This is a genomic window from Mucilaginibacter sp. P5_A4 (assembly GCF_056400605.1).
Genome location: NZ_JBFUKX010000010.1, coordinates 16,547 through 42,219 on the forward strand (window position 1 = coordinate 16,547; position 25,673 = coordinate 42,219).

The window sequence follows — 25,673 nt, forward strand, 5'->3', positions numbered from 1 at the left end:
CCTCGAATAATTATGCCTGTAGATTTTATATATAAAAGCCCTCAGAAACTAATCTAAGGGCTTTTTCGTGAAGCCGGAGTCAACACGAACGTGGCACAAACGGCTGTTTTTCAATGTCATTATCATGGTTTATCTGCCCGGATCACCAGGCGTTCACCAAATAGGCACTAACTGAGCCATATATTATGCTACTTAGTGTCCATAGCCATTTCTCCCGGAAAGTATCTCATCATTTAAAACGAAGAGACGCCAGCATTTCGCCTTTAGGGAGTTCCCGTGCAGTATAATGAAGGCTGAGCTCATGATTAACATTGTTCTTTTCCAACTGCAGCAGATCTTTTACCGATATTACCATATTTAAATCCGAACCGGTGGCATTGGCAAATTCAAATTTCTTCAATATATTCCCTTTCTCATCTTTGATGGCTATGCTCCTGTTGGTACCGGCCCCCTTTATAGTGCAATGTTTGTAAGTGATGCGTAGTTGGTCATTGTCGTTTGCCTTATCCAGTTGCAGCACTCTTAAGCTCAACGGCTGGTTCACCGCCTGTTTTAGGATGAGCTTGTTATTAAGATAGATCTCGTAACTGTCCAATCCGAACTTTGTTGTGAAACCAAATGCAGTGAAGCATAGTGTAATCAGCGTAAACATCTTAATAAACGCATGATTGAATGTTGTGTGTTGCATAATATAAATTTTAAATGAAATCCTTGATTATTTTCTGATAACAATATTAAGCAAACAGGAAATGAAGTAGAAAAATAGTAGACCAACAACCGGAATAGTAGACGTCAGGGTTTTATCATCATACTCCTCTACTTTTTGCGTAGTTTGTTGATGTGATTTTACTTGCTTTCCTTCAAAGTAAAACTTAAGGCAATTGAAAAAACTATGATATGTTTATAAATAAAAAGCTTATTTTCAACCAATGAGTAAATTAAATAAGGCATTCGAGCTTTTTGATGCTTATAATAAGCAAGATCCCCGTAGTTTTATATGGGAAGGTATAAGTGAACCACAGGAATATTTTTTTGCAGTTAAATTATATGAGTGGGTTTTAAAACTGGATCCCGCTGCTAATGAAGAACTATTATTAGCCTCCAGAAGTCAGCATATCGGGCGATGGGAAATCCCGCGTGAGGATTACCCGGACGGGCGCGATCCCTATCTTAAATGGCGTAAAAACCTTGCCCTGCACCATGCTGCTATTACCGGGCGTTTAATGAAAGAAGCCGGTTATGGCGATGAGGCAATAGATCGTGTTAAGCAAATCATCCTGAAACAACGAATAAAGGTTGACCCTGATGTTCAAACCATGGAGAATGCGCTTTGCCTGGTATTTCTGCAATTACAATATGAAGAATTTCGCAAAAAGTACGAGCATGAACCAGAGAAAATTATCAATATTCTTCGGAAATCATTATTGAAAATGGATGCGAACGGGCATCAGCTTGCACTGAAATTACCCTATTCGGCAAACGGACTTGACCTGATTAATAAAGCGTTAAGCAGTTTGTAGCTAACCACAGCCGAAATAAACCTGGCTGTTTCAAAATAAGTAATAAAAACGAAAGGCTGAATAACCATTTGCCAGGCAAATTAGATTATTCAGCCTTTTAAACTGATGCTGTGCAACCGCCTCCTTCGGGGCAGCTGCTTTTATTTAAACAGTCATAGTTTTATTGGGTAATGGTTACGGTGCCCATGTCTTTTACAGCGCCATTAGCAACTGTAATACCAGCCACTGTTTTGACCGCATAAGGACTTACCGGCACAAACTGTATATTATAAGTACCTGCAGCCAAGCCTGGGAAATAGAATTTGCCGGTCGCATCGCTCACAGTGCCCACAGTATCGGTGCCTGTAATGGCATACACTTTGGGAGAGGCTGCAGCGGGCGATACTATGCCGGTTAAAGCGCCGGATACGGCCTGTGGGATCGCTCTGATCACTGGTTTAAGCATATACTTACCGTTACCGGTAAGTACGATAGATCGGGCTACGTCGAAATCCAAAAGCATGGTATATGCTATACCCGCTGTTAAATTATCATGCACATTAAGTTTAACGCCGGATGTTTGACCGCTTGGCGTGGTCAAATCATAGGAGATACCGCCGATGATCACGCGATTGCCGGAATCATTAAGTACCAGCCGAATCTGCTGTATAGTGCCCGCAGGAATATCCTGATCAGCCAGTACGGTATCCTTGCCCAAACGGAATCGCAGAATATCGATCGGACCGCCATTCACATTTAATGTATGCTCGCCATTGTTGGTGATAACTACTACGCTTTTGATGTTCAGGATCACGGCATCAAAGGCGCCTGGGGCGTCAGTTAACTTCACCGTTATATGTGCGGTAGAACTGGAATTACTGTTTTTTTTACAGGCAAAAAATGAAAGGCTTAGGATTGCGGCAAATAAAAGTATTTTTTTCATCGTTGTATAATTTAGTTATAAGCTACAAGTCAAAACTTGTGCCCTAACGTTAAATGTATCGATAAACAGGCGTTTTGTATCGATGAATAGGGATTTTGCAGGCTACGATGAATTGAGTTGCTTCCACTTATCCTGAAATTAGGGCATTTCAAAAATATGATAAGTATTACACTGCATATCATAATCAGGAATAATGGTAAGTATATCAGGAGTCTGTATAAGCACAGCCAAATATTTTCACACGAACTTTGCACTACCAAATTAAAACCGGATGAAACTTGGAAAATTATTATTGGTGAGTCTGATATTGCTTATAGCGGAGGCAAATCTTCGCGCTCAGGCGGTTGACACCACCCAAAAGAAAGCAAAAAAATACCAGGCCAAAGCGCCGGAAACCCAGCCTTTTGGTTTAGCAGCCTTTAAGCGGTCAACCGGGACAACCGTTCGCTGGCTGGGCATGGCCGGATTCATGGTTAACAGCCGTGGCACCATCTTCATGATCGATCCGCTGTTGGAAGGCTATGATATGCCGCTGCTGATGAAGTTCCCCGTCCTGCCGAAAGACGTACCGCATGTGGATGTCATTATGGCAACTCATAGCGACAACGATCATTACAGCGTGGAGACCTTTCGCGATCTCAAAGCTGTAACTACTGCATACCATTCCACGGTATATGTCGATTCTCTTATGAAAAACGACGGGTTGGTTTCCAGTGGGCATCGTATTGGTGAAACTTTTAAGTTCGGGGTTGTAAGCGTAAAACTTACACCCGCTGACCATGCATGGCAGAACGCCTATCCGGGTACCAGCAAGCGGCATTTTGAACCGGAAGATGCCTGTGGTTTTTACTTCTATACTCCTGATGGTACGATCTGGGCACCGGGCGATTCGCGCCTTATGCCGGCACAATTGCACCTGCCTGCACCCGATTTGATCCTGCTGGATTACTCCGAGGACAGCGACTGGCATTTTGGGCTCGAAGGCTCAACAAAATTATTGAATGCTTATCCTCATGCCCAAGTGATCCTGGGACACTGGGGCTTTGTTGACGCACCTGATTTCAAACCTTTTAACGGCGATCCGGCAAGACTGGCGAAATTGGTTGTTAACCCCGGACGCATCCAGGTACTTGCACCCGGGCAGCCTTTCATACTGAGGTCTGCCAGAAAATAGTGAAAAACAATAACTTAAAAGAACAAGTTAAAAATGAAGAGCGTAAAACCCTGGCTATTATTCTGACCGTGGTTACAGCGGTCGGTAATGCTTCTTCCTCGCTAAGCCTAATGTTAAATTAACAAACGCTGATTAACCATGAATCAAGCAATCACCCGCATATTTTTAATACTTCTGATAACAATTACAAGTCTTACTATGAATGCACAGCAAAGTCACGAGTTAAATCCAAACGAAAAACATATTGTATTGATTGCTGCCTTTACCACAACGGGTAACCTGCCGCAATTGAAAAATGCCCTGAATGCAGGTCTTGATGCCGGATTGACTATCAACCAGATCAGGGAAGAACTGGTGCAGTTGTATGCCTACTGCGGTTTTCCTCGTAGCCTCAACGGTATCACCACTTTTATGTCGGTACTGGAGGAACGGAACTCAAAGGGTATACAGGATGCCGAAGGACAGGCCCCAACCACTGTAACAGGCAATAATGAAAGCAAATACGAGACGGGAAGGAAAACGCTGGAAACTTTAACGGGTAAGGCGCAGAACGGCCCGCTCACCGGTGCTAATGCTTTTGCGCCAGGCATTGATGCTTTTTTGAAAGAGCACTTGTTTGCCGACATCTTCGGGCGTGGCGTACTGACTTATCAGGAGCGTGAACTGGCAACGATCACCGTACTGGCGAGCCTGCCCGGACTGGAAGCACAGTTACAAGCCCACCTTGGCATGGGGATAAATGTCGGGCTTACGGAAGGACAACTGGAACAAGCTTTTGCCTTACTGGAAAGTAGCATCGGGAAACAGCAGGCAGATGCTGCACGTGCAGTACTGACTAAGCTCAAGGTCATTAAATAAAGATCTATGAAAATCAGCAATCATTTTTACAGAGCGACAGTGCGGGCATCATTGAGGATACTTGGCTGTTGCGGAATGTTATTCGTTTCTATTTTACATGCCAAAGCACAAACAGATATGCGCATGATCCGTATAGCCAAAATTGAAGTTGATTTGACACAACTCAAGGAATATAATGCAGCACTGAAAGAACAGATGCAAACCGCTGTCCGGCTGGAACCTGGCGTATTGACCTATTACGCGGTCGCCGATAAAAAAGACCCTTCGCGGATAACTATCCTGGAGATCTACGCCGACAGCGCCGCCTATCTAAAACATATTGCAACGCCTCATTTTAAAAAGTACAAGACTACCGTAGCGCATATGGTAAAGAAACTGGAACTGGTAGACGTTAACCTCGTCGGGAGTGCGAAGCAGCCCGGGTTATAGAACGTAACAGGAATTTTAACTTGTATGCAGAGGGATTTCATCCGAAGGATGCAATTAAGGCAAAAATATTAACTATAGAAATTGAATATGACAAACGTATTAATACTTGGAGCCGGCGGACAAGTCGCCGGGCATGTGATCGACAGGTTATCACAAAACCACTCCATCCATCTTACTTTGTATCTGCGTAATGCCTCACACCTGCAACATTTGGAGGGCGAACACATTAAGCTGATTGAAGGCGATATACTGGACGCCGAAAAACTTAAAAATGCTATGCAGGGACAGGATCTGGTCTATGTTAATATAAACGGTCAAGAAGATGTGATCGCCGAACAGACGGTAAAAGCCATGCAGACCTCAGGTGTGAAGCGTATTGTGTTTATTGCAGCTATTGGCATTTACGATGAAGTTCCCGGTGCTTTTGGCCAGTGGAACAAGCAGATGATCGGGCCTATACTGGAACGCTATCAAAAAGCTGCAAGCCTTATTGAGGCATCTGGCCTGGTATATACGATTCTTCGTCCGACCTGGTATACGAACAAAGATGAAGTTGAGTATACAATCACTCAAAAAGGCCAACCGGTTACCGGAACCGAAATATCCCGAAAAAGTATTGCTGACCTGGTGGTAAAACTTATAGAAAATCCTAAGCTTCATGTTAATGAAAGTCTCGGTATCGAAAAAGCCGGAACCGACGCTGATAAGCCTGGTTTTATGAATTAAAGAAATAAATGCGACACAAACGACAGGTAACTTTAAGGTAATAGGTTAAAATCCAACTTAGCGCTGTCTGTTTGTAATCCTGAACAGAGACTGCGAAATAACTCGGAAAGTCCAGGGGCAACAAAAAAATTTAGAATTAACAGAGGCTGTATCAAAATAAATTGATCAGCCTCTGTTTTTATTCGGATACCTGTTTTTAAGTGTTTTAATTAGGGTCTTCTTATGGGTTCATCCTTTTAAACATGCCTTGTAGTTCAACAGGTGTTGCTTTCGATAGCATTTCGCTGTATCCAAAAGTCAATTGATCTTTGCCTTCTTCCAGTTGTTGAAACACTGCATTAATAAAATCACTTACAGAAGGGTGCTCGCTGTGCAGCCCTTTACCGCCCAGGTCAGTGTTGAGGGCGGGCGGGATCAATTCGATGACCTCTATATTTTTTGATTTTAGCAGGTGTCTTAGCGATAGGGTGAACGAGTGAAAAAAAGATTTTGTGGCACAATAAACGGGCACCTTCGTAAGCGGCGAAAATGCCAACGCAGAAGTTACATTAATGATGGTGTCCAGTGACTTGAGTCCGGTGAATAGTGATATCAAGTGTAATGGCGCTAAAACATTTGTTTCAATTTCATTTTTTGCTTTATCATAAAAGCGCTCATCAGAAATATCCATCCAGTTTTGAATGCCTGCATTGTTTACCAATACGTTCAAATCACTATGGTGTTCAGCGATCCATTGATAAAGCTCTGTACGTCCGGACTCCTCCGATAGGTCGCAAACCTTTGTTATTACTGGCGGAAATTTGTCAGACACTTCTTGCAGCGCTTCTTTCCTTCTCCCGCAAATAATAACCTGGTTATTTTCCTGAATAAATTTTTCAGCCAATCCCAAACCGATGCCAGTGGCTCCGCCAGTGATTAAAATTTTGTTGTTTGATAATTTCATTAGTTTTTCCGTTAGTATTCGATGTTTCTAAAAGGCTTTTATTTTACTTAAACCGGCCTTTTACGGTTACAGTAAATGATTACTCCTATTGAGGAACAAAGCTCTTAATACTTTCGCTCAAGACTGTTATACGGATTCCTGTTTTACATACCATTATTCCGATTGGTGTGAAAAGCGGCCGACATATTTCGCAAAGAGCCATCAAATCCGGTTAACACTGAACTCCCTAAGCATTGCCAATGGTTTCTTTTCGATTCGCGTACCATCGTTACTAATTAATCATTGAAAGTTAATATAGCCTTACCAATACCAGTGGGAGTATAAACCAGCGCATCGTCTATCTCATATAATTTAAATTTTTTGCCAACTTTCGTTTTGAAATGCGGCATGTCAATAATATCAGGGATCAGCTTTAAGGCCTGCGAGAGTTGCTTTGGATCTCTGACGGTCTGTGAGCGGTTAGTGCTAAATGACTTAATTGTTAATCCTCTAAAAAGTATTTGACGCATAAAAATATGAAGCGGCGTATCATCATCCAACAGACCATAAGAGTAGATCATGGAGTCATTGGGCACCAGGTCTATAATTTTATTGACCGCGGCTCCGCCTACGCCATCGTAAACCGCGGTAGCCTTTAGCTTTAAAGCTATTTCTTTAAGCTGATCGTTAAAGTCCGGTTCATCCTGAGCCAGTACATATGTCGCACCAAGGCCCTTTAGTAATCGTTTGCCTTCCTCATTTCTAACTATGGATATCAGCGAAAATTGCAAGGCAAGGGCAATTCCCAACATCATAATGCCTGTAGTGGATGTTCCTGCTGTACTGATAATCCCTGTATTGCCTTCAGCTAATGATTGCATACGAAAAGCATAAGCCGTGATAATATTGGACAACGAACCGGCAAATTCCTCAGATTTGGCATTATCCGGAATAATAACACAACATAAATGGTGCATATGTGTATAATCCGACCAGCTCCCAATCGTCACGTCGGTATTATGTAAAGAGCGAAAAATTGCTACATGTTTGCCCAAATATTCTTTAGGAACACCTTCACCAATCCCTATTACTTCACCTACACCTGAAGAACCGTATACATCATGTAGGCTGCTGGCAGATCCAGGCGGATGTGGCCGGTTAATAAAAGCTTTGTCACCATGGCTAATGGCAGCATACTCCATACGGATAAGCAGATGTTCGGGCAGGGCTTTTTCCGGGCGTGGAATTCTGGTTAGCTCCGCACCACCATTAGGTATTTTACAGATTCCATTCATTAATTCTGTCATTTTTGTTGTTTTTTTTGCAGAAGTAAAACCTACACTCTTTTGGTATGCGTCATACAAAGAGCAGACTATAAACCCAACAATTGTTCAGCATTCTTACAACCGATTTTTTCTTTGGCCTCTTGTGAAATAGGCGCCGTTTCAAGAAACTGTCTGGTGTTTTTATCGATTAAATAAGGGTAATCACCTGAATAAATAATTCTGTCTGCCCCCAACTCCTCAATCACATATTTAAGTTGAGTGTTAGAAAAAAGCCCGCTTGGTGTGATATAGATATTGCTTTTATAATAATCGGAGATTTTACGATCTAATTTCAAAGTCTTGCCTAATTGATCGTCTAAGCGATTCAGGAAAAAAGGAACCAGTTCGCCCCAATGTCCTGAAATCAGTTTTAGGTCGGGCAGTTTATTAAAAATACCAGACACAATTAACCGGACAATTGCGATTCCTGAATCTAAATGCCAGCCATATCCTGCCGATGCAAACATAGCCCCTGCAACGGCAGGCCAGTTATCACTCTGATAATAATGCGCTGCGATATTTTTTGAGATGAAACCAGGGTGCATATATACAGGTACGTTTAATTCCTGGGCTTTGGAAAAAAGGGATAAAAATTCAGGTTCATCAAAAAAGCGACCATTGAAAGTTCCTGAAAGCATTGCACCTTTAAAACCTAATTCTTTCACAGTCCGGTTCAACTCTTCTCCGGCCGCAGTTGGATCAGCAACGGGCAAAGTGGCAAAGCCGGCAAATCTTGTTGGGTGCAGTTTTATTAAGTTAGCTAATTCATTATTGGCTTCCTGGCAAAGTTCAATGGCTAAGGTTTTATCTGTTATATTTTGAGGGCTTCCGGCACCATATGAGAGCACTTGCATATCAATGCCGCTTTCATCCATAAATTTTAGCCGTCGTTCTCCAACATCTTCCATATCATCACTGGTTGGCCCAATTTTCATTAACTCCTTTTGCAATGCATCGTTGGCCGCTATCCCACCATTTTCTTTGATGTTGAATGCTACTACTTTTTGCGAGATGCTTTTCAAGGTAAAATGCTCCTCAATGGTAATGATTTTATTTAATGGCTTCATGTTTATTTTAGTGATGATTTAAACTAGACTCATCGTAATGGAATCCTGTTTTAAAATAAGGAGCCTGGGATTATAATCCCAAACTCCTTTTAAGGGAATTGGTACTAATGAAAGAAATTATTTACCTGCGCCGTCATATACCTCTTTTACAATTTCTGACGCAGAAATAAGTTTAGGCCAGCCTGCATAAAATGCCAGTTGAGTCAATGCTTCACCCATTTCCTGCCTGGTAATGCCGTGCTCAACAGCCCTGCCCATATACATTCCCAGAAATTGGATATCCCCGGCCGCGATCATCGCGCATACCGTTGCCAGGCTTCTGCTTCTTGATGTTAATCCGGCACGCAGCCAAACTTCACCATATAACAATTCATTAGTATATTTAGCAAAACCTTCGGCTATTGGGGCGATGTTTTGCTTAATAAAAGCTACCCTATTTTCATCTCCCGGTAAAGCCTCATTTTTATCAAGCGTCAGTGGGTCGATTGAAGGTAATTCTGCTTGTGATATTCCATAGTTTACAAATACATCTTTTGCAACAGCCACAGCCGACATGGCGTTAGGCACTCCTGAATAGAAAGCAAGGTGAGTAATAATCTCTGAAAGTTCGCCCGGTGTAATACCGTTATTCAGCGCTTTAATAAAATAATGGGGCATTGCATTGCTTTGGTTTCTTGCTATCAGGCTTGATAGAGTAACTATGCAACGGTCATGCTTTGACAAACCCGGACGCTCCCAAACTTGGCCGACTAATTTTTCAGCAATATACTTTCCTAATGCAGGAGAGACACTACTCACATCAGCACTTGAAAATGCAGGTTTTGGAGCGGTAGCGCCGGTACCGTTTATTTTAAACGCCTTTACAATGGCTTCACCTACACTGGCGGCAGATTGCGGATTTTGGCCGGTAATCAACCTGCCGTCAATAGCGATGTTATTGTTCCAGTTGGGAGCGTGCTTGTAAACAGCGCTGTGTTTAATTAAAGCATCCTGAAGCAGGAATGGAACTACGTTGGTTGACTGCACTTCTTCCTCTTCGCCATTAGTAAAGCCTGCCACATTTTTGCCTGAGATCAAGTATGAGCCATCACTTAGTTTTACATTTACCAAAGCCGCAGGGCCGTGGCAAACTGCCGAAACAATTTTCCCGGACTCATAAAATTCCGGTACTAACTTTAAGATTGCGGGGCTATCAGCAAAATCCCACATGGTTCCGTGACCGCCTGCAAAGAATATGGCGTCATAGTCTGAAGCTTTTGCATCATCTAATTTCATGGTATTGGCGATAGCTTTACGAAAATCAGCATCCTCCCAATATTTGGCATTAACCGGATCATTGAAATCCTCTAAGCCATCTAATGGGGCTTCGCCGCCTTTTATAGATGCAATATCAACAACAACACCGCTTGCTTCTAATTTTTCCAGCGGATGGGTAACTTCACTCAGGTTAAATCCTGTTGGAATACCTGTAGCTCCTTTTACATTACAGCTTGTTACTACGAACAAGACTTTTTTTGAACCGTTTTCTTTGTTCATTTTGTTTTTCTTATGGGGATTTATTTAGATAATTATTATAGTGCCTGAAAAAAATCAATCAGCTTTGGTACAATCTGATTTACATATTCAGGTATGTCGTAAAGGGCAATGTGAGTTGCACCTTCTACAATGAATAATTCTTTTTTGCCTTTTGCGAGGCTGTAGGCCTGTTCGCTGAACAACCTGGTATCGGCCTTACTTCCGGCAATTAAAAGAATGGGTTGCGTAAGCAACGTGCTGATTTGGTCAAAGGCCGAGAAGGCTATCATTCTGTCGGTACCGGTAAATAAATATTTATTCACGGAATTTGGATGTTGTCCCCTTGGCGTTTTATAATAGTCATGACCTTCTCTCCATAGATCTGGCGTATTTTCATTGATCTCTTCTTTTGTTTCAGGTACCCAGTGCACGTAAAGGAGTTCTCCGCCATTTGCCTCTACAGTGCGCTGTTGCCCTACTTTTTTTAGCATATCCAGCAAAACAGAAGCGGGTGTCTCGTTTCCAAGAAAGTTTCGGAAGCCTTCACCCATAGGTGCTGCACTAATCGTTGCTACTGCTTTAAAGCGATGTTCTGTTTGTGCCACGCTGATGGCATAACCGCCACCTGCACAAATCCCGAACACCCCCATGCGGTCGGTATCAATGTAAGGAAGCGTTGATAAATAATCGGCACCAGCACGGGCGTCTTCCACTCTGGCAGTCGGCTCTTCCAGGTATCGGGGCTCACCCTCGCTTGCTCCCTGGTACGAAGCATCAAACGTTAATACCACAAATCCATGTTCCGCCAGCCGTGAAGCATACATCCCGATGGTTTGTTCTTTTACGCCGCCGGCAGGGTGGATACATACAATAGCGGGATATTTTTTTGTTTCAATAAAACCCTCCGGCAGATGTATTTCGGCTGCCATCTTCAGGTCTTTGTTTTTAAAACTTGTTGCTTTTTTCATTCTGGTAAATTGAATGCTTCGTTTTTTAAGGATGTAAATGAACTGTGAATGATGCCATCGGTGGGGCAAATTTGGGGTGAGCCTGTGTATAGCGCCCAGTACAATTATATCATTGATTTTTCCCAGGCACCCTGGGTATCAACTCCCGCCTTTGCTGCCAATGACTCTATCTTTTCTATTTCCTGAATAGTTAAAATAATTTTAGTGGCATTTAAAGCGTCTGCAATTTGAGAAGTTTTAGTTATGCCGATAATGGGTAAAGTGTTTTTAGCAATGGCCCACGCAATGGCAACCTGGGCAACGGAAGCATTTTTGCCGATGCCGATTTCTTTCATTATATCGGTTAGTTCTTCTACTTGCGGAAGTACTTTATTGTAGGTATTTGCCCTGGCACTACCTTCGGGAAGCGGGTTCCGGGTGTTGTACTTGCCAGACAATGTACCTTGTTCCAGCACCATATAAGCAAAAAAAGTGATGTCATGTACTTTGCAATAGTCAATTATCCCGGCATCTTCGGATGAACGGTATAAAAGACTATAATGGTTTTGAACGGCGGAAATACTAAAGCCTGCTTTTGTGAGGATACTGTTTGCCAGTTTAATTTCTTCCAGGTTATGGTTAGATACCCCAACGCTTTTTACTTTTCCGCTTTTAAGCAGCGGAATCAGTTCAGGAGTCCATTTACTAACGTCGGTGGGGTTATGAATCCAGTAAATGTCTATATAGTCCGTTCCTAAACGCTCCAAACTGCTATTCAGCATTTCCTCAACAGGGTTGCTGAAAGAACCCGCCATTTGTGGAGTGAACTTGGTAGATAACAGGATTTCTTCGCGGGGATACTGTTTAACAAATTCGCCTAAGATAGATTCGGATGAGCCCATGCCATAGGCTGCAGCAGTATCCCAAAGGTTAAACCCTGCTTTCATTGCTGTATCAAACACCTGCTTTAAATCGCCGGCGCTGAGGCTGTTACCGAAAACCTGGTCGCCTCCCGCTAAGCCTGTTCCCCATGACCAGGTACCTAATGCTATTGATGGTAATTTTTTCATTTCTCTCTATTTTTACTGATTTTGCAGAACTATATCAAATGATTCAATAGATCATTGGACGGAGCGAAGTTCTTTATACTTTTGCATCAGATAGTTATACAGATTCCTGTTTCTCTTACCATTATTTCTGTTCAGGAGTATTTCTCTACGACTTTTTGCAATACGTTTGACCCAATAAAAAAGGCCTTATGACTTTGTTTCATAAGGCCTGTGCTTGTCAAAAAATAGTTGCTAATTTTCAACAAATAAACGGGCATTTTAAGATTGGATATTAAAAACGACTTTGCCTAAAGCCCCCTCTTTGATTATAGTTTTATAAGCTTCCTTATAATCTGACATGGGATAGGTCTTGCTAATATGGATATCAAAGCCTTTTAATGCATAATTTGCCAATCGATTTAAACTTTCCGTATCTGATTTCATTAAAAGAATTTCATATTTCTTTCCAGATACCATATTATTTGAAAAAGAGTGCACAAAATTCCATAGCGAAGGGGTTACGGTAAAATATGTTGATTCAGGTTTCATCAATTTTTTAGCCTGGCTGAAAGATAATTTTGCAGAGAGTTCAATGATAACATCAAACTTCTTCTTTAAATCTGTTACTTTTTCTTTGTTATAATCAATCGTATAATCACTACCCCATTTTTTTAACAAATGATGTCCTTTTGCGCTTGAAACAGCCGTTACAATCGCTCCATGGCTTTTAGCGATCTGAATAGCAAACATACCTACTCCGGCAGACGCACCATTTATCAAAATTTCCTTCCCTTTTATGTTATTAAGGTTTTTAGTGAGCATCTGTAAAGCTGACTGGCCGACCGTTGGTATTGCAGCAGCTTGCTCAAATGTCAGATCCGCAGGCTTCTTAGCAATTTCTTTTTCATTCACCAGGATGTATTCTCCAAGGACTCCCTCTTTAAAAGGATTTGTTACGCCAAACACGTCATCCCCGGCTTTAAATTTTTGGATACCCGTACCTGTGCTTTCTATTGTTCCGGAGAAGTCGCAGCCAACAGATTTTGGGAATTTCTTGCCTGACATCAGTTTGACCTCACCCATCAAAATCTTCCAGTCAATAGGATTAATAGAAACTGCCTTTACCTTAACCAAAATTTGTTGCGTATCGGGAATTGGCTTATTTACCTCCACGGAATGTAAAACATCGACACTGCCGTATTGGTCGTAGATTATTTTTTTCATTGATTTAATTCTTTCTTAAAAATTTGTTGTTCGAGAAAATAATCAGTCACTCAATGACTTACAAGGTCGCGCATATAAAGCGCGATATCGATAACATTGAGGTGATCGTTTTTCGCTGTAAAATTACCGGAACGGAAATTGAATGTCGTTGACTTGGATCAACAAATTATAGGTGGGCAACTCTTCTTCTAACCCTGCTTAGCGTTTCTTTCCGCATGCCAAGAAAGTTTGCAATATAGTGCTGTGGAACACGCAGAAATAAGGATGGTCTTTCCTTAAGGATTTCCAAATATAACTCTTCAGGTGATGCCGATTTAATTCGGTTTGAATTTTCCATTATGGAGGCATTATCAGAAAAACTCTTATGCATTGTAAAGTTCTGAATCCATGGTGTTTTTACAGCGTTACACATATCATCGCCTGTTATACACAATAACTCGCAATCCTCAAGTGCCTGCAGGTTCATGTCCGTGGGCTTTTGCGTTATCATACTTTGGATCTGACCAACCCATGCATTTTCTTCATAAAATTGAAAAATTTTCTCATCACCCTGGCTATCCACCGAATATTCACGCAAACAGCCTTTTAAAGTAAACGACCAATACTTAGGAACTTTACCAGCTACGTAATGGAACTCACCCTTTTTTAAATAAACCGGTTTAAACAGGTTAAAAAAGAGCTCAAACTCATCGCTGGATATTTGAACGAAAGAGCAGATATGAGTATAAAGTATATCAGTGTTCATTTTAATTAAGGTTTATAAAACCCTTGATGTATCAAATTTGAAATGGGAATATTAAATGAAAATTCGTTAATTAAAGCAATATGCTATATTATAGATTTTAAAATGGCAATACGAAAAACAAAATAATGGTTGAAAAATAGCTACGCATTAGAATAGAGCTGGCGCATCTCATTTTTACAGTAATTTAGTATTAAAAAATGATAATGAACTCAGATCTGACGAAGTTGTGTTTTGTATTGCCGTAATTAGACGTTTAACAACTTTTGACAAAAGAATAGCTTTTACTATATCAAATGATTCGATAGATCATTGGACGGGGCGAAGTTCTTTATACTTTTGCATCAGATAGTTATACAGATTCCTGTTTCTCTTACCATTATTTCTGTTCAGGAGTATTCTGTTAGTTTGTTTGCAATACTTAATCTATTTTCACTTCAAATAACCGAAGTCATGGGAAATCCTCTTAGAATTGAAAGCGTGGCTCAGATCAATAACGACCGGGGGCAGAAGACCCTGCATCCATTAGTTAGTGTTCTTGACCAGTCGCTGTCGAAGCCTGTAAAGGAAGCGCGTTATATTTCCGACGTTTACATGATCTTTTTAAAAGATGAGAAGTGCGGGGAGATGAAATATGGCCGCAATCACTACGACTACGAAGAGGGAACACTTCTTTTCATTGCGCCCGGGCAAGTATTTGGTTTTGACGAAAGCGAAAACATGATACAGCCAACAGGCTGGGGATTGTTCTTTCATCCCGATTTGATCCGTGGAACCCACCTTGGCAAATGCATTAACGAATACAGTTTTTTCTCTTACGATGTGAATGAAGCGCTTCACGTATCCGATGCAGAAAGAGAAATTGTGCTGGAATGTTTTAATAAGATCCTGTATGAATTAGCTCACCCTATTGATAAGCATAGCAGGACGTTGATCGTCAGTAACATCGAAATGTTTCTGAATTATTCCATTCGGTTTTATGACCGGCAGTTTCTCACAAGGGAACATATTCATAAGGATGTATTGACTGGATTTGAGGGATTACTGAACGAATACTTCCTGTCGGAAAAGCTGCAAAACCTGGGATTGCCTTCTGTTTCGTATTGTGCAGCGCAACTCAACCTGTCTCCAAAATATTTCGGAGACCTGGTAAAAAAAGAGACCGGAAAATCAGCACAGGAGTATATACAGCTAAAATTGATTGATGCCGCAAAAGAACAGATACTTGATATCAGCAAATCAGTAAGCGAGGTGGCTTATAAGCTTGGCTTCAAGTACCCCTCACATTTTACCCGTTTTTTTAAACAGCACGTTGGGCATTCACCTAATGAATACAGGAATTCATTGAATTGACAAGAGTCGGAAATTCTCATATTCCCTTACCAAAGAGCAACTTACAGCGATTCTGTTACATTAACTTTCTAAAACTTACTCACCGAATTACGCTCCTTTTTATTGCGAAATGGTGAATAATATAGTCATTTGACTAAAAAACAAAAGCCTACAATCATTTGATTTGCAGGCTTTTAGTCTGTTTTAACATTGAACTTAGTGGAGCCGGAGGGATTCGAACCCTCGTCCAAACATGGTATAAGGTAAGCTTTCTACATGCTTAGCTTCTGTTTAATTGTAGGGAAGTGGAAGGTCAGCCGCATACCTGTACCGTCTTCCTTAGGTGCTTTATCTCGCCTGCTATGCACACCTTAAGCAGGCCAGTTCCATTTTTCGATGCCCCGGTTGCCGATCCAATGAAACGCAGAACCGGCGGGACAAAAGCTATTTAATTCTAAATTAAGCAGCTAAGGCGTAGTTATTTTCGCCATTTGTAAGTTTGAGCGTTCTGATTTAAGCGCTAATTCACCCAACGCGCTGCATGCTTACCTACTTATCTCCATCCTGTCAATTCCGGTCGACCCCATTTTTTTGAGCTCGCAGTTGCCGGTGGGCAGTTTGCAGTTAAGGGTACAAATATAAGTAAAAAAGCCGGCAAGTTGATGATAAACCAAAAATATTGATGGGCGGCAAAACTCATTTTAATCCCGAAAAACGCACTGATTTATGTTCAAAAAAATGGTTAATTGTCTGAAAAAAATGATAGAATTATCCAGAAAAATCTATAAAAATCCACATTTTATCGGGATATTTTTTTGAACCAAATTATTATCGTTCCCTGCCCCTTTCGCACCACTCTCCTACCCTTTTCGTCCACTTTATATTTCCCTCCGGAACACCTTCCAGGTACCAAAGGAACTGAGAAATTTCTTTCCTCTTTTTCATCCTCCGTCCTCCCTCCGTCTTCACCCCAAGTTCCATCTCAAATCTAATTTTGCAAAAAGCAGGCACAAGTTTTTTTTGCATCTAATCTTTTTGGTTCATTGTCGACGGATCAGGATTGCTAACTTTCTAAATGTTTCAAATTTGCCTCAAGCGATTTTAGCTTTTTAAAGAATTTAACTTTGTAATACCAATGCCCACCTATGAGTGATATAGCAGTTGCAAGTGCGCAGGTTATAAAAATGGTTTGTGGGGATAGATGCCAATCGGTGATGAACAGTTTAATAACAGCATAATAGAATGCAGGATATAAAAACAGGTAAATAATGTTAAACATCAAATAAAATCTTTTGAAGGCTGTAATAGTTTGTTTAAGGGTTACCTTTACATTGTCGCTATTGTATATAGTAAATATCTGTTCCTGCCTTTTATAACCCCATACAGTAACCATACAATAAAGCACCATTATAACCAGGTATGCAACAGACGCCAGAACGCCGGCCAGCCCGTGCAGGTAAATACCTTTAATTAGTGTAATAAGGAAAAACGCCGCCAGTACACCAATAAAAATTTGGATAATAAGCTTGCTGGTTTTACTCCAATAAATACTTTTGGAGTGTAGTTGGCCTAATGTGTCTGTTGTGTTCATAATAATTTGTTCTAATTTTTCTGGTGAAATTTTCTGTTGTTGAAATTCCTTATCCTGGATAGTGTTCCAGTGCGCTTTAAATTCGTCCAGTTCCATATTATCCGTTGTTTACAATTATTCTCAGTTTGGTACGTATTTTATTTAGGTTGAACCCAATGTTCGATTCGGAAAGACCCATAACTTCGCCGATCTCCCTGTAGCTGTAATCGTCCATATACAACATGGTAATGGCCCGTTCCACCTCCGGTAGTTTTTTTATAGCTTTATACATTTGGAGTACCTGTTCATTTTCTTCTTTATTGTCTATAGCAGCTATCTCAAACGCATTATCGTCAAATGCGGCAAATTTTTCGCGTTTCGTTTCTTTTCTAAGCCGGGTTATAGCATTATTAAGCGCTATACGGTATATCCATGTTGAAACTTTTGAGTCACCGTTAAACGAACCATAGGCTCGCCAAAGCTGCAATACGATGTCTTGAAAAAGGTCCTCTTTATCTTCGCGACTATTGCAATACATATTGCAAACCTTTAAAATCAGGCCCTGGTTATTGGTTATTAATAAAACAAACTGCTCTTTCAATTAATGATATTTATACAATTAGTCGCATGGGGTTGCAAAACCTTAGCGAATGTTAAAATTAATTTTTTGTAAGAAGGTATTTAGCTTCTCTAAAGGACCACATATTTATTTACATTTTTAAGTCGTTCAGAAAACAGGTCTTCGCTGTGCGCTACTTTTGCAATACATACGGGTTTTGCAAACTACAGGCATAGTAGTTCGAAGTCGGAGACATTCGAACAGCGGAACACTTCGGAGAGCGGGAAAATCTTGACTATTTATAACTTAACTATTTATAATATATTAGCTGTTATGAACCTATGCACAATAAATATCAATACTTCTATATTAGAAACGACTTCCCATTAAGCGTAAGGCACATACGTGAGAACAAAGAAACCTTCGACATGGCCATGTATTGATGTTGCACTAAATAAAATCTATCATATGAATTCAAGACTGACAATAAAAAAGTTAAAATCAATCTTATATTTCTTTCCGCATCTCTTTTTGCTGATAAGTTGTAAACAACGGACTATAGTCAGGCATGACGGCGAAAAAGACCTGATTTCCTTTAAGTCAATATTGGGTATTAATTACACAGAAGTGGCAAGGAGGTTAGGTAACGGTCTTTCATTTAACCAAGACGGTTATCAATTGGAACCCGATTGGCATATAAAATTGGTTTCAAACGACTCCGCATCGATATATAGCCCTACCAAAAAAAAATATATTAATTTCCCACTTACCAGGGGTTATGACTCTATATTTAATACTGCCAGAACTTGGTTTAAGGTAAAAAAAATGACACAAGATAGCCTGTTGTTACAACTTCTTGAAAGTCACGCAGATTCAATCGACACAAGAGGAACAAGGGTATTTATGACCTTCTATTCTGATAATTTTATAAAAAACGTCCTTCACAAGGACATTGCTGCTATAAAAGCACCGAGTAAACAGGATACGATGTTTGTAAAATCCCTTGTAGACTCTGCGGAAAAAGATTTTTATAAAGCTTTTTCCGCACGCCAACCTGCAATTGTCAAGAGTAAAAGTAGCCTTGTTAAAGTAAATTCCCGTCACGCTACAGGCGATATACTTAATAATTTTGATATATCCGATGATTACATGTATCCTACATACGACATCATTATTGATCGGGCATATACAAATTTTTATTATTCCTTTTCTATTATTGTTGATAGCCAGGGAGGTATTTATTATGAAAAACCCCTGGTGCCATTTTCTGGAAAAGGATATGAACTGGAGTACGTCGCTGGCTCAAAAGCCGTAATGCATAAATATTTTAAAAATTATTTTAAAATTTTGCCAGGATCTACCTTAGGGATGACACACCCGAGTAGTGTTAGTATCCATGTTGAAGGAAGAAAATAAGACTCGCTGATGTAATACATTGCTGACAGATATTCGAACAGCGGAACACTTCGGAGAGCGGGGCTTCACCCTCTTTGCGGCGTAAGCCGGAGAGAGGGTCGGCCATCCGTTAGCTAACGGAGTAGCCGGGGTGAGTTGTAGCCAGCGTTCAAAGCCAATGTTTGTATAAAACCGAACATGTCATGGGTAGTACGAAGCAATCTCCGGACTGTGCATGGTGGCTATGCATGGCGTATACTTAGCATGAGTACCACAAGGGTGGACCCTTGCAGTAACAGGCGAATTTTTAGTATCAGTAGGTGAAGAGATTTTCTTTCTCTATTTTAGGATCAACCCTTATGTGATGTATTTTATGGAGAAAATGAAAATTACTCTTTCTTATTACACAGAAATTAACGATTTCCTGGCCTCTATTCCATGGCCGGGACGAACAACTGATCCAGACTTTTACTGTTTGAGGTTAAAGCCACTCGATCAGGACCTGCAGATATACCGGCCACCTTTTAAACGTTCATTTTATTTTTTTGCCCTGCTATTCAATTCCGGTAAGATCGAAGTTACCTATGGCGATCAGACCATTCATGATCCTGATTCCTATCTCGTCTTTCATTCGCCCAATCTTGTGTATAGCTTTGCTCATAACAATGCACTGGAGGGTTATGTGATTTATTTTAAGCCGAAATGCTTCTCATTCTTCAAACCAGACTTTCACCAGCAATTTCCGCTATTTGATGTGTTACACACCAACCTGTTTAAGTTTGACCACGCCGCATTTAAACAGTTAGCACCACATTTTGAAGCTGTATTTGCTGCCTATGAAGGGTCGGCCAAAGCACAACATATTGAAGCAAGGTTAAAGTTGCTCGGTTTGCTCTACTACCTGGAAGACTTTGCGTTGGAAAAGAAAAAGGATATTCCAATGGCTACAGCGCAGCAAATCCTGTTGCGTAAATTTATTCAGTTAATTGATAACCATTATATCAATAAGCGCACCGTGCAGGAATACGCAGATCTGCTTTCGGTTACCGCTAATTATCTCTCCCAATCTGTCAAACATGTTTCGGGCAAAAATGCACTTACTTTTATTGCTGAACGCCTGGCCAGCGAAGCCAGGTCGCTTATTCAATACACCGATTTTGCGGTAGCCCAGATTGCCTACCAACTCAACTTTTCAGACCCCGCTAATTTTGGCAAATTCTTCAAAAAGCATGTAGGCTTGTCGCCTTCGGAGTTCCGGAAACAACGCAAGTAATTAAATTGACCTGTTTATCCAAGTTTTCGACCAAATCTTCTGCACCTGTTTAAGTTTTTTTGTTCCGATAATCGTAAACACTTAAAAAATTAAATGTTATGAACTACAATTCAGTTGTGGATGCTTACATGGTTAACTCGGAAGATTTTGCAAAACCGATTCTTGAGCACTGGCGCCTACTTATTCATGAAAATTGCCCGGATGCCGAAGAAACGATAAAATGGAGCCTGCCTCATTTTGATTATAACGGCGATAATATGTGCGTAATGGCATCCTATAAAAACCATTGCTCTTTCACGTTCCTGAAGGCCGAACTAATGACCGACCCGCGTTTGAAGGTAAACAAGGACTTGAAACCGATCCAAAGATTTTTAGGAAAGATCAGCAAAATAAGCGACCTCCCACCGGACGATGAATTTATAGTGATGCTTAAAGAAGCCATACAGTTAAACGAAAAAGGCATCAAGATAACAAGGAACAAGCCGGAATCTGATAAACCCAAGGTACTTGAAACGCCCGATTATCTGCTGGTCGCATTAGTATCTAACCCCAAAGCAAAAGAAGTTTTTGAAAGCAAATCCAACTCTTTCCGCAAGGAATATATTGTTTGGATTACCGACGCCAAAACCGACGATACACGACAAAAAAGAATAAAAGAAGCCTTAGAATGGATAGCCGAGGGAAAAGGCAGGTTTTGGAAACACCAAAAATAGACATCCTAAAATACCATACCACCTGGCCTCAAAACTATTGGGAATAAAAAACAAGAACCAGACTGATCATTTCCCTGTTTTTATTTCCTGTATTGTCTTTGATTATTGCGGGAATCCCACCTTAACGCAAGTCTTGTGTGCCGGAAATGCGGGCAAATGATTTGTAACAAAGCTTTTTCCATCGTAACATAACTCAAACTTATATCATTAAAGAACCTATTGATTTTAACAGAATAAATAGATTTGTAAATGTTCGCTATGTAGCCCCATTTAAATAGTTATGAAAAAAACTTCTATTATATTTATTCTATCAGCGATCATTTCTATGGGTTGTAGCAATTCGAGGACCATCGATAGGCATTTTATGCTATACAGTGATGATATTGACGATAATATAGACTTAGTGTATACCAATGACAATAGTGAAATGTTTACTGTTGTCGATAGAAAGATAATTGCTTTTAAGAAATGTAGTAATATTATTTTCATAACTCAACATCCTCTTAAAGCTGACAAAACAGTAGATGAGAAAATTATCAACTATTATATTGTTGATATGGATAGGGATTATTCTAATGAAAGTTTGAAACCATATTCAATAAGTAAATATAATTTTGATGATCAGTTTAAAAATTATTGCGGTAAAGGCGAACTTCAACGTCCGTGATTTTTTTGCCCGTTATCGTTAGCTTTTCTCCCTGTTCGGCAGGTGCAATTGCCATTTGCAGGATATAAAAATGTGTAGGATTTAACTTTGGAAGGTAAAATGCAAGGTTTATCCTGTCACAAGTTAGCCACCACACTGCCCAAATACACAAGCCTTGCGCAAAGGGGGTATTTCGCTTTTTTGCTTAGTTTAACAACATTCTTATATTTACTTATAACTAAGCATACCTTATCAGTCTTTACATATATTACAATGGAACGAAGAATAAACTGGTTACACATTACAGACCTTCATTATGGCCAAAGAGGTCAGAACATCTTATTACCTAAAATTAAAAAGGAACTTTTTAAAGATATCGAATACATAAAAGAACAAATAGGTAAGATTGATATAGTATTCTTTACCGGTGACCTAACCCAATCCGGCAAAAAGGAGGAATTTGACGAGCTGACGGTATTCTTAAATGAACTTTGGTCTCATTTTCATAAGCTTAACTCAAATCCATATTTGATTGCGATTCCTGGCAACCATGATGTCGAAAGACCGGATTTAAGCCGGGCAGCGGTAAAAGTATTACGCAACTATCACAATGACCCTGAGTTTCAAGATGATTTATGGAATGGTTTGGCAGAAAAAAGTGAGTATCATGAAGTTATAAGTAAATGTTTCGCAAACTTCACGAGTTGGTACAGGGAAATTAGCCTGCCAAAGCCTATTCTAAAAGAGGGTTTAATTCCTGGTGATATTTCAGCAAGAGTATTAATAAATAATATCACTTTGAATATAATTGGTCTTAATACGGCCTTTCTTGAGATTTCAAATGACGACTATTTGGGTAAACTCGCTATCCACCCCTCGCAATTTATCACGCTAGTCGGAAAAAATCCATTAGAATGGGTTGAAGAAGGAGATTTGTCTTTGCTTCTTACACATCATGATCCTAAATGGTATGATTCGCGGTCGGTGGAATATTATAATAATGATATAAATCCATCAGGCTCATTTTACAGTCACCTTTGTGGACACCTTCATGAAGCCAATACATTTGAGTATGGCCTAGTAGGGTCAGGTTTACGCAGAACTCAATTGGCACCTTCATTATTTGGCTTACAAAAAATAAACAATAACATAGACCGGATTCACGGATACTATGCCGGAAGCTATTTTATACAAGCAAATACCCTTATTGAGCAATTTTACCCAAGGAGGGCTAACAAGAGATATGATGGGAACTATGGAATAGATGCAGATACAGGATATCATCTTGGAAAATTGGGTTTTTTAGAATTCACCCATGCTACTGGCGAGAGTGACAATACAATCCACATAAATCCTGACACTATTACGGCAACAGATTTATCAGTTACAGAAGATGCAACAAAAACAACAACTCCATTTGTTGAGGAAAATATTTTAGATTTAAAAGGCGCGAAAGGAACACTAAAGGAACTTGAAAAAGTCCCCAAAATTAGCTACTCCCCACTCCCTCAACATTTGGGTATTAGGATAGTGGAACAAAGAAATTTTGCGGCACTAATGGAAAGGGAAAGGATTGTATGGTTGATTACCGATTGGGGACTTGATGAAACTGGTTTTATCGGCAGTGTTTCCGAAAATTTGCGACTAGAAAATTCCAGGAGCAGTTTTATTTTAAACTGCGAAGATATTGTCAATGATACAGAGTTAATCGCTGGCTTTAACGAACAATTTGGTATGACTTTACAGCGTTTTTGTAATCTGTCTGCTACCCTAAAAAACACACTTCTAGTACTCGATCACGTTAATATTAACTTGTATAATAAAGCAAATGCATACCATAGATTTTCAGAGATTTTAAAGTCAATTCTAGATTATTGCCCCAAAATGCATATCGTGGTATTAGCACGTCAAATACCAAACGTGTTATCTATCCAACATTATATAAGGCTTGCTCCACTTGATGCAGCCCAAATAAAATCCTACGTCGAACTTCACTCCGGCAACACACAGGAATTGGATGATCCGGATAATCTTCTAAAATTAATAGAAATTACAAGTGGACTTCCAAAGCATATTGATCGAGTAATAGAGACTCTGAAAATCACTACGTTTGAAGAGTTTGTAGAAGCTGAAAGGGAAACTCCTCCTGAGGAAATTTCGCCAGACGAAATACCAAAATCATTAAGGCAGGCAATAGGTATTTTATCGGATACTACAGATCGCTTTAAATTAAGAAGTTTTAAATTGCTTAAGATTCTTACAATATTGGCAAATGGGGAAACATTTAGCAATCTGAGTCGATTTGACGCTTCTCAGCCAATCTATCCGGACAATGCTAATGAATTGGAACAACTTTCATTATTGGAAGTCATTACAACTAGTAAGGTGTTGACCAAGGTCGCTGGCAACCCAACTCAACAAATAAAAATATTAAGAATACCAAGACAAATTCGGGATTATGTAAATACACTTATAACTGAAAATGAAAAGGACGACATAATAAGGTTTGCCTGTGATATGTACTTTGGAAGTAAGTGGCGTGAGGGCAATATTAAGGAAGCTTTCGGAACCTCTGTATTTGGTACAAATAAATTTTTCAACGTAGATAATTGTCACCTTATAATTAGTAGCTTGATGGCATCCGCTATAAAAAACAATAGCGAAATTGGCATTGACAGGGCGTCCTTAGTCGCTATCAATTTTTGCGATAATGTTTTCGACGTCGGGGATTATAAAAATACAATTCATACGGCAGAAGAAATTTATAACTGGTTAAAATCTACAGATCATAATCGTTCGAAGGCTCATATTGCGAAAATATTGGGAGAAGCATTAAGAATGCTCGGCAGCCATGACAAATCTAATTTAATGCTAAATGAGGCTTTGAATTTGGAAGGAGGACAATTGTCTAACCAACAGAAAAATAGAATTTACATAGACTTAGGATTTACTTATATTCAACAATCAAAGTTTGACAAGGCAATAGAATGTGCGAAAGCTATAGAAAAAACTGCGACTCCAAAACATGCACAGAGTATTCAGGCTAGGTATATTTTGGCACAAGCCACTTTAAAAGACTACGATCTCTTAAAAAAAATAAAGTCTTTGGAATCAGATGCAAAACGCGCTAATCTTACTACTCTGGTTAATACCTTGTCAATACACATCGCCGATTTAAGTGAGGATAGTGTAGAAAGCGAAAAACGCTATGATAAAATTTTAACTACAACTGGAGATGATTATAACAAGATAAGAGCAATCATCAGGAAATCTACAGAGACGTTGAAGTATAGCGAAACAACGTTGCCATTAAGTGATCTTCATTTATTGAACATGTCGTATTCTTATCTATACGCACAGCGCTTGGAAGTATTATTTACAAGTTGTCATAAGGCGCTATGGCTTTATTGCATAAAAGAGAACAGACAACAAGACCTACTAAATTTATTTAAACATAGTTCACTAGTTTGGCGTATTTCAGKAGAGAACGAATTAGAAAAATCGTACTTTGAGAAACTCGAAATTGCGGTCGGTGACTCCATTAACCAAATTGAAAGAGATGCTGTTAATAACGCTAATATAGATTATTATAACAGGAGGAAACTCGAATTTAATGACCAGAAATTGTTGATCTAAATATTATTCTAAGTCTGTGAGCCGCCTGCGAATAGAGCTAAATGTCCGTGAAAAGAGAGCCGAAATGCGACTTCACAGTATGGCTTCGCAAAGGCTTGGCGCTGCTCCGCTACCGCAAGCACTTCCCGC

23 protein-coding genes and 1 other RNA gene are annotated in these 25,673 nt (G+C 39.9%); 11 read left to right on the forward strand and 13 right to left on the reverse strand.

The annotated features are described in order from the left end of the window. Nucleotides 1–229: 229 nt before the first annotated feature. Nucleotides 230–688: a hypothetical protein gene (locus tag AC1DQW_RS08485; RefSeq protein ID WP_477453684.1), complete on the reverse strand. Its 459-nt coding sequence runs from the start codon at nucleotides 686–688 to the stop codon at nucleotides 230–232. 241 nt (nucleotides 689–929) lie between these two features. Here AC1DQW_RS08485 and AC1DQW_RS08490 point away from each other — a divergent pair, with 241 nt between their 5' ends. Further along, nucleotides 930–1,520 carry a DUF4202 domain-containing protein gene (locus tag AC1DQW_RS08490; protein WP_477453685.1) on the forward strand — a complete coding sequence of 197 codons (591 nt, stop codon included), beginning with the start codon at nucleotides 930–932 and terminating at the stop codon, nucleotides 1,518–1,520. A 160-nt stretch (nucleotides 1,521–1,680) separates the two neighbouring features. Here the strand turns inward: AC1DQW_RS08490 and AC1DQW_RS08495 are convergent, their stop codons facing one another. Then, nucleotides 1,681–2,442, reverse strand: coding sequence for a DUF4382 domain-containing protein (locus AC1DQW_RS08495; RefSeq protein ID WP_477453686.1), 762 nt, complete (start codon nucleotides 2,440–2,442; stop codon nucleotides 1,681–1,683). A gap of 271 nt (nucleotides 2,443–2,713) precedes the next feature. Here AC1DQW_RS08495 and AC1DQW_RS08500 point away from each other — a divergent pair, with 271 nt between their 5' ends. The 4 genes from AC1DQW_RS08500 (at nucleotide 2,714) to AC1DQW_RS08515 (ending at nucleotide 5,629) form a co-directional block, all read left to right on the forward strand. Further along, complete coding sequence (locus AC1DQW_RS08500) at nucleotides 2,714–3,616, forward strand: MBL fold metallo-hydrolase (RefSeq protein ID WP_477453687.1); 903 nt, start codon at nucleotides 2,714–2,716, stop codon at nucleotides 3,614–3,616. Between the two features lie 138 nt (nucleotides 3,617–3,754). Continuing rightward, nucleotides 3,755–4,474 carry a carboxymuconolactone decarboxylase family protein gene (locus AC1DQW_RS08505; RefSeq protein ID WP_477453688.1) on the forward strand — a complete coding sequence of 240 codons (720 nt, stop codon included), beginning with the start codon at nucleotides 3,755–3,757 and terminating at the stop codon, nucleotides 4,472–4,474. Nucleotides 4,475–4,480: 6 nt separating this feature from the next. Further along, complete coding sequence (locus AC1DQW_RS08510) at nucleotides 4,481–4,903, forward strand: putative quinol monooxygenase (protein WP_477453689.1); 423 nt, start codon at nucleotides 4,481–4,483, stop codon at nucleotides 4,901–4,903. 87 nt (nucleotides 4,904–4,990) lie between these two features. Beyond that, nucleotides 4,991–5,629 (forward strand): SDR family oxidoreductase, encoded by a 639-nt coding sequence (locus AC1DQW_RS08515; RefSeq protein ID WP_477453690.1) that lies wholly within the window; start codon nucleotides 4,991–4,993, stop codon nucleotides 5,627–5,629. A 220-nt stretch (nucleotides 5,630–5,849) separates the two neighbouring features. On the opposite strand, the gene AC1DQW_RS08520 is transcribed toward AC1DQW_RS08515, so the two are convergent. The 8 genes from AC1DQW_RS08520 to AC1DQW_RS08555 form a co-directional block, all read right to left on the reverse strand. Further along, complete coding sequence (locus AC1DQW_RS08520) at nucleotides 5,850–6,572, reverse strand: SDR family oxidoreductase (RefSeq protein WP_477453691.1); 723 nt, start codon at nucleotides 6,570–6,572, stop codon at nucleotides 5,850–5,852. A gap of 275 nt (nucleotides 6,573–6,847) precedes the next feature. After that, nucleotides 6,848–7,858, reverse strand: a complete 1,011-nt coding sequence (locus tag AC1DQW_RS08525) for a zinc-binding dehydrogenase (RefSeq protein WP_477453692.1) — start codon at nucleotides 7,856–7,858, stop codon at nucleotides 6,848–6,850. A gap of 65 nt (nucleotides 7,859–7,923) precedes the next feature. After that, nucleotides 7,924–8,943 carry an amidohydrolase family protein gene (locus AC1DQW_RS08530; RefSeq protein ID WP_477453693.1) on the reverse strand — a complete coding sequence of 340 codons (1,020 nt, stop codon included), beginning with the start codon at nucleotides 8,941–8,943 and terminating at the stop codon, nucleotides 7,924–7,926. Between the two features lie 117 nt (nucleotides 8,944–9,060). Then, nucleotides 9,061–10,479, reverse strand: coding sequence for a carboxymuconolactone decarboxylase family protein (locus tag AC1DQW_RS08535; protein WP_477453694.1), 1,419 nt, complete (start codon nucleotides 10,477–10,479; stop codon nucleotides 9,061–9,063). 35 nt (nucleotides 10,480–10,514) lie between these two features. Beyond that, nucleotides 10,515–11,426 carry an alpha/beta hydrolase gene (locus AC1DQW_RS08540; RefSeq protein WP_477453695.1) on the reverse strand — a complete coding sequence of 304 codons (912 nt, stop codon included), beginning with the start codon at nucleotides 11,424–11,426 and terminating at the stop codon, nucleotides 10,515–10,517. Nucleotides 11,427–11,530: 104 nt separating this feature from the next. Further along, the gene (locus tag AC1DQW_RS08545; protein WP_477453696.1) at nucleotides 11,531–12,475 is read right to left on the reverse strand and encodes an aldo/keto reductase; all 945 of its coding nucleotides are present in this window, start codon (nucleotides 12,473–12,475) and stop codon (nucleotides 11,531–11,533) included. Nucleotides 12,476–12,733: 258 nt separating this feature from the next. Further along, nucleotides 12,734–13,678, reverse strand: a complete 945-nt coding sequence (locus AC1DQW_RS08550) for an NAD(P)-dependent alcohol dehydrogenase (protein ID WP_477453697.1) — start codon at nucleotides 13,676–13,678, stop codon at nucleotides 12,734–12,736. A gap of 166 nt (nucleotides 13,679–13,844) precedes the next feature. Beyond that, on the reverse strand, nucleotides 13,845–14,423 hold the full coding sequence (locus AC1DQW_RS08555) for a Crp/Fnr family transcriptional regulator (protein ID WP_477453698.1): 579 nt from the start codon (nucleotides 14,421–14,423) through the stop codon (nucleotides 13,845–13,847). Between the two features lie 450 nt (nucleotides 14,424–14,873). On the opposite strand from AC1DQW_RS08555, the gene AC1DQW_RS08560 reads away from it, so the two are divergent. After that, entirely contained in the window at nucleotides 14,874–15,773 is a 900-nt protein-coding gene (locus AC1DQW_RS08560) for a helix-turn-helix domain-containing protein (protein ID WP_477453699.1), read from the forward strand. 196 nt (nucleotides 15,774–15,969) lie between these two features. Here the strand turns inward: AC1DQW_RS08560 and ssrA are convergent. The 3 genes from ssrA to AC1DQW_RS08575 all read right to left on the reverse strand — a co-directional run bounded on the left by ssrA (nucleotide 15,970) and on the right by AC1DQW_RS08575 (nucleotide 17,923). Continuing rightward, nucleotides 15,970–16,337: a transfer-messenger RNA gene (ssrA, locus tag AC1DQW_RS08565) on the reverse strand. Between the two features lie 478 nt (nucleotides 16,338–16,815). Then, on the reverse strand, nucleotides 16,816–17,439 hold the full coding sequence (locus AC1DQW_RS08570; RefSeq protein WP_477453700.1) for a hypothetical protein: 624 nt from the start codon (nucleotides 17,437–17,439) through the stop codon (nucleotides 16,816–16,818). Between the two features lies 1 nt (nucleotide 17,440). Further along, nucleotides 17,441–17,923: an RNA polymerase sigma factor gene (locus AC1DQW_RS08575; protein WP_477453701.1), complete on the reverse strand. Its 483-nt coding sequence runs from the start codon at nucleotides 17,921–17,923 to the stop codon at nucleotides 17,441–17,443. 426 nt (nucleotides 17,924–18,349) lie between these two features. On the opposite strand from AC1DQW_RS08575, the gene AC1DQW_RS08580 reads away from it, so the two are divergent. From AC1DQW_RS08580 to AC1DQW_RS08600, 5 genes are all read left to right on the forward strand, one after another. After that, on the forward strand, nucleotides 18,350–19,297 hold the full coding sequence (locus tag AC1DQW_RS08580) for a hypothetical protein (protein ID WP_477453702.1): 948 nt from the start codon (nucleotides 18,350–18,352) through the stop codon (nucleotides 19,295–19,297). Nucleotides 19,298–19,658: 361 nt separating this feature from the next. Next, a complete protein-coding gene (locus tag AC1DQW_RS08585; RefSeq protein ID WP_477453703.1) occupies nucleotides 19,659–20,549 on the forward strand; it encodes a helix-turn-helix domain-containing protein in 891 nt (296 codons plus the stop codon). A 98-nt stretch (nucleotides 20,550–20,647) separates the two neighbouring features. Next, a complete protein-coding gene (locus AC1DQW_RS08590; RefSeq protein WP_477453704.1) occupies nucleotides 20,648–21,262 on the forward strand; it encodes a YdeI/OmpD-associated family protein in 615 nt (204 codons plus the stop codon). 280 nt (nucleotides 21,263–21,542) lie between these two features. After that, a complete protein-coding gene (locus AC1DQW_RS08595; protein ID WP_477453705.1) occupies nucleotides 21,543–21,929 on the forward strand; it encodes a hypothetical protein in 387 nt (128 codons plus the stop codon). A 252-nt stretch (nucleotides 21,930–22,181) separates the two neighbouring features. Continuing rightward, complete coding sequence (locus tag AC1DQW_RS08600; RefSeq protein WP_477453706.1) at nucleotides 22,182–25,544, forward strand: metallophosphoesterase; 3,363 nt, start codon at nucleotides 22,182–22,184, stop codon at nucleotides 25,542–25,544. Nucleotides 25,545–25,673: the final 129 nt, after the last annotated feature.